At 54.9% G+C, this 3,962-nt stretch carries 5 protein-coding genes and 1 pseudogene; 3 read left to right on the forward strand and 3 right to left on the reverse strand.

Translation table 11 applies throughout. The annotated features are described in order from the left end of the window. Positions 1–24 precede the first annotated feature (24 nt). Positions 25–807 carry a multiheme c-type cytochrome gene (locus RMSM_RS11545; protein ID WP_008695763.1) on the reverse strand — a complete coding sequence of 261 codons (783 nt, stop codon included), beginning with the start codon at positions 805–807 and terminating at the stop codon, positions 25–27. Between the two features lie 539 nt (positions 808–1,346). On the opposite strand from RMSM_RS11545, the gene RMSM_RS11550 reads away from it, so the two are divergent. After that, the gene (locus tag RMSM_RS11550; protein WP_008695764.1) at positions 1,347–1,790 is read left to right on the forward strand and encodes a hypothetical protein; all 444 of its coding nucleotides are present in this window, start codon (positions 1,347–1,349) and stop codon (positions 1,788–1,790) included. A gap of 130 nt (positions 1,791–1,920) precedes the next feature. On the opposite strand, the gene RMSM_RS11555 is transcribed toward RMSM_RS11550, so the two are convergent. Both RMSM_RS11555 and RMSM_RS11560 read right to left on the reverse strand, forming a co-directional pair. Beyond that, positions 1,921–2,511, reverse strand: coding sequence for an adenine phosphoribosyltransferase (locus RMSM_RS11555; protein WP_008695766.1), 591 nt, complete (start codon positions 2,509–2,511; stop codon positions 1,921–1,923). A gap of 144 nt (positions 2,512–2,655) precedes the next feature. Continuing rightward, positions 2,656–3,102, reverse strand: coding sequence for a hypothetical protein (locus RMSM_RS11560; RefSeq protein ID WP_144057570.1), 447 nt, complete (start codon positions 3,100–3,102; stop codon positions 2,656–2,658). Between the two features lie 281 nt (positions 3,103–3,383). Between RMSM_RS11560 and RMSM_RS11565 the strand changes: the two genes are divergently transcribed. Both RMSM_RS11565 and RMSM_RS11570 read left to right on the forward strand, forming a co-directional pair. Next, positions 3,384–3,656 carry a hypothetical protein gene (locus RMSM_RS11565; protein ID WP_008695769.1) on the forward strand — a complete coding sequence of 91 codons (273 nt, stop codon included), beginning with the start codon at positions 3,384–3,386 and terminating at the stop codon, positions 3,654–3,656. 25 nt (positions 3,657–3,681) lie between these two features. Then, positions 3,682–3,962, forward strand: a pseudogene (locus RMSM_RS11570) (hypothetical protein); the annotation flags it as partial.

Here is a 3,962-nt window from a genome sequence, read left to right on the forward strand (position 1 = left end):
TTGCTGCCTCGCCATAATGTTCGTTCACTCGTGGCAGGCGATACAGGTGATTCCTTCGCGCACCACCGGTGGCATATCCAGCACACTGCTCGACCGGGGTAACTCTAACTGAGTCGCTACGGGAGAATGGCAACGCACGCAAAACGAGCCGACGGTTCCTCGCGTATATTCCTGCATCGCTTGTTCGAACCGCTGGAACATCGGCGATACGACCGCATAAGCATGCGAGCTGACACTCCACTCGTCATAGTGTTTCGGGTGGCAACTGCGACACGATTCGGCCGACGGGTATTGGTTCTCGGTCCACAAAGCCTCGTGTGGATCTTTTGCGACCGCAGCGGCTGGTTTGTCATCGGCTGCTGCGGGGGCGGCTATCGATGGGCCAAGGTAATCCAACGGATCGGACAACCGGTCGCGTTCGGTGCCGCCCACACCCATCAGCGGATCCGCTTCTAATTGATCGTCGCTCCCCAGCAGATCGTCCCCGCCGCCAAGTAGATCGTCACTGCCAAGCAAATCATCGTCCCCGCCGAGCAAATCGTCACTGCCATGCAGATCGTCACTGCCGAGTAGGTCGTCTGCTCGCAGCACATCGCTGCTGAGCAAGTCGTCGTCGGCCAACTCGTCATCATCGGCCAACGCGAGCAGATCGGGAGATTGTTTTTCCCTCGCGATGCGATCACTCTGTTTTGCTGCGATCCGCACCGGTCGCGCGGCGTTGGAACTCGACGAGTCATCCGCGTACGCGGAAAACCACGTGATCGTCGCGATGCCCGCACACAGCAGTGGGATTGCGATGGGACGCATGGGGGAACAGTCTCGGGTTCGAGCCATGGGACAAAGTGCAAGCCGTGGTAACACACAGCTGCGTTTCTGTTGTCCATCGACACGATTCGATCGCTACCACACTCTCAACAGATTTTTGAGGACAACTCGACCTAATCGGCAAGGTTTGACATGGACGCGGACACGTCTCATTATTCGCGGACGACCATACCCATTGAACTGATTAGCTGTATAGACAATAGCGAATCCGCGGCCCACACGCTTTCACTAGCCTGCCTAATCGGTACAAACGGCACGTTCTGCCTCAGCAAATTTGCTTTCGGAATTCTCCTCGCAAATGCATCCATCTCGACAAGATTTTTACACGTAGGGTTTGCTGGAGAGTTATGTCGCCAAGGGGAATGGCGAATAGGAACTCTCTTCTTTTCTAGCCTCCATTGCTCCCCCACGATGGAAATCTAATCCATGCATCAAACAACCCAAACCAGTTCGGATGAGGAGCTTCCCCAAGGCGAAGCGCCTTTTTTCGCTGTCCTATTCAAGAAGCCGATGGCAAAGCGGTGATCCGCCTGGGACGTCGACGTATTCCCGTGGTGGTCCAAGAGACATCGATTGATGGTTTCACGTTGACCGTCGCGGCCAAGTACGCGTCCCGGATCCAGATTTCCGGGCCTTGGGAACTCGAATACGCCGACTCGCGTACCGAAGTACATCCTCAGTGGATTTTCAACGCCCCCGACGGGAACGCTCAACTTGCTGTTCGTCGTCTGCGAGACCTGACCAAACCCGATCCCATCCGTTCAAGCTGGTGGCCCACGTTCAAACGCAACCGGTATAAGCAATCCGACAACAGTACGATTGCCTTTGGCGGTTTGGTGCTGACGTTTATCGCAGTGTTGGGACTGCCGGGCATCGGTGAAAAACTAGGATCGGCGCACTACATCCGAGCCGGAATCCTGTGGGTTTACAATGGAATCCACATGGAGCTGAAAAATTGGTGGTAACCAATGTCGCCAAAGAGATAGGTTGACCGCCGCAGGACGACCAGGATCTTGCTTGATCCATCATTCGTTTCGATTGCGGCGTGATCACCGAGTGCACTTCCGCTATTCAGACAGAGCCAAGCAACGTTGTCTAAATGGTCGGATTGGGGAACTCGTTCTGAGCACTCAACTCGGTTTCCCCATCGTCTTGGTCGTAGTCCAAAACGGTGTGGACCGGATACGGATTCAGTCGCTCTTTGCCACCGAGCTGTACCAAGTGGATCAAGAACGAGCAGCCGACGATTTCGGCATCACATTTTTCCAGCAGTCGGCAACAGGCTTCCATCGTCCCGCCGGTCGCCAATAGATCGTCGACGATCAACACGCGTTGGCCTGGCTTGACCCCATCGACATGGATTTGTAGTTCGTCGGTACCGTATTCCAACTCGTAAGCAAACGAGTGCATGTCAAACGGCAGCTTCCCCGGTTTGCGAATCGGGACAAATCCGGCACCAAGCCGAATCGCCAGCGGCGCGGCGAAGATGAAACCGCGAGCTTCGGCCGCGGCAACAATGTCAACTTTGGCGTCCAAAAATGGCTTGGCTAATGCCTCCGTAGCGGTTGCCAATGCATCCGGGGTTGCCAACATCGGGGTTGCCAACATCGGGGTAATGTCCCGAAACAAAATCCCCGGCTTGGGGTAATCAGGAATGTCTCGGACGTAACGACGAAGATCCAACATGGAAATGGCTCTTGTGGTGTGAAACATAAAGTGGACCAATACAGCCTAAAGTAGAGCGAAACGCGAAGGTAGTAGGCTCGGGTATTTCAAACACGGGTACGGTTACCAACTAGTATGATCAACGCCCAGTGGCAACGAATCAGATCAGGCTCCGGTGAGCGGTTCGGGGCTGCCTCGCAAAATGCGGATTTCGTCTAGATCGAGGTCTCGCAATTCTTGTTCCTTGCGTTGCATGTCTTCGTCGTACTGGTTGCCTTCGGATCCCTCGTCGTCGAGGTTCATCGAATCGGAGGTATCAGGGATGCCATCAGTTTCCTCGAGCGGACGGTCTTCGTCACCGCTGCGTATTGCCCGTTCTTTCTCATCCGGGCTGAGCGGTAAATCCCGACTGACCAATTCAGGGGTCCTCGCCCCCGCCGGGTCGAAAATGCTGCCGACTCGTCCCCCGTCGCGACGTGTCCGCTGCCACGCACCTCCGTAGGCGGGGTAAGCAAGATCTTCGCACTCCGCACAAATTCGGCATCCCGTGGTCGGAGCCAAGCCCATTAACAGGGCTAAAAGCACCAGCTTCTTTGCGAAAGAGGCTATCATCGTGGAAAAGTCCATGACTTAAGATCCGATCCAGAAAATCGTACGCGCAAACAGAAAATCAATCGCCAAACGAAGGCTAACGTTTCTATCGGTTAGGAAAGCTGAGTCGCTTTAGGAAAGCTTTGACGATTAAGCGGGACTTCCGGGGATCCTGGACTCTGTATGACGACTAATTCCCGCAATTTTTACGGATTCGTTAAAGTCGACCTATCGAGGGGGATGCTGAAAATGGGACAACCGGAATCGAACCTCTTTTCATCTCATCCTGCGGAGCAAATCACGTGTCGGATCTTTCCCAAACCCTCCGAATCGTCGATGCTATCATTCTTCCCCTGCTTGCTCTTGGCATTTTATTTCTCAGCAAAATCAGCCATGGCGAACGGGCCCGTTGGGCCGAGCGTCAGTTCTATATCGCGTTGTTGGTCATGACATTTGTCACGATGCGGACCGTGTCGCTCAGCGGAGACGCATGGTTGGTTCACACCGGCACGTTGGGGATTATGATTATCGGGTCGTTGGTCGTGCGGACTCAGGGTACACCAGTGGCGATGTAACCTCGTTCCCTCACTGTCAGCCATCATGCACGAAACCAAGGCCTCGTTCTCTCAAACCGACTCATCATCAGCCACTCACGCCAGCACGCCGTCGGGGCGCGGTGAAACCATCGTCGAAATCATTCCCGGCGGTGCGGTGACCGGGACGATCCAGCCGCCTGGCAGTAAAAGTCTGACCAATCGTGCTTTGATCTGTGCGGCGTTCGCTTCGGGGACCTCTCAATTGACCGGGGCTTTGCGTAGCGAAGACACCGAGGTGATGATCGACGCACTGCGAACGATCGGGTTGGATATTGGGGTGTCCGA

It is taken from the genome of Rhodopirellula maiorica SM1, from assembly GCF_000346295.1.
Classification (GTDB): domain Bacteria; phylum Planctomycetota; class Planctomycetia; order Pirellulales; family Pirellulaceae; genus Novipirellula; species Novipirellula maiorica.

What these genes read in the sequence shown, in the direction of transcription:
- RMSM_RS11555 (WP_008695766.1), bottom strand. Translation starts at nt 2,511, where the DNA reads ATGTTGGATCTTCGTCGTTACGTCCGAGACATTCCTGATTACCCCAAG.
- RMSM_RS11545 (WP_008695763.1), bottom strand. Translation starts at nt 807, where the DNA reads ATGCGTCCCATCGCAATCCCACTGCTGTGTGCGGGCATCGCGACGATC.
- RMSM_RS11560 (WP_144057570.1), bottom strand. Translation starts at nt 3,102, where the DNA reads ATGATAGCCTCTTTCGCAAAGAAGCTGGTGCTTTTAGCCCTGTTAATG.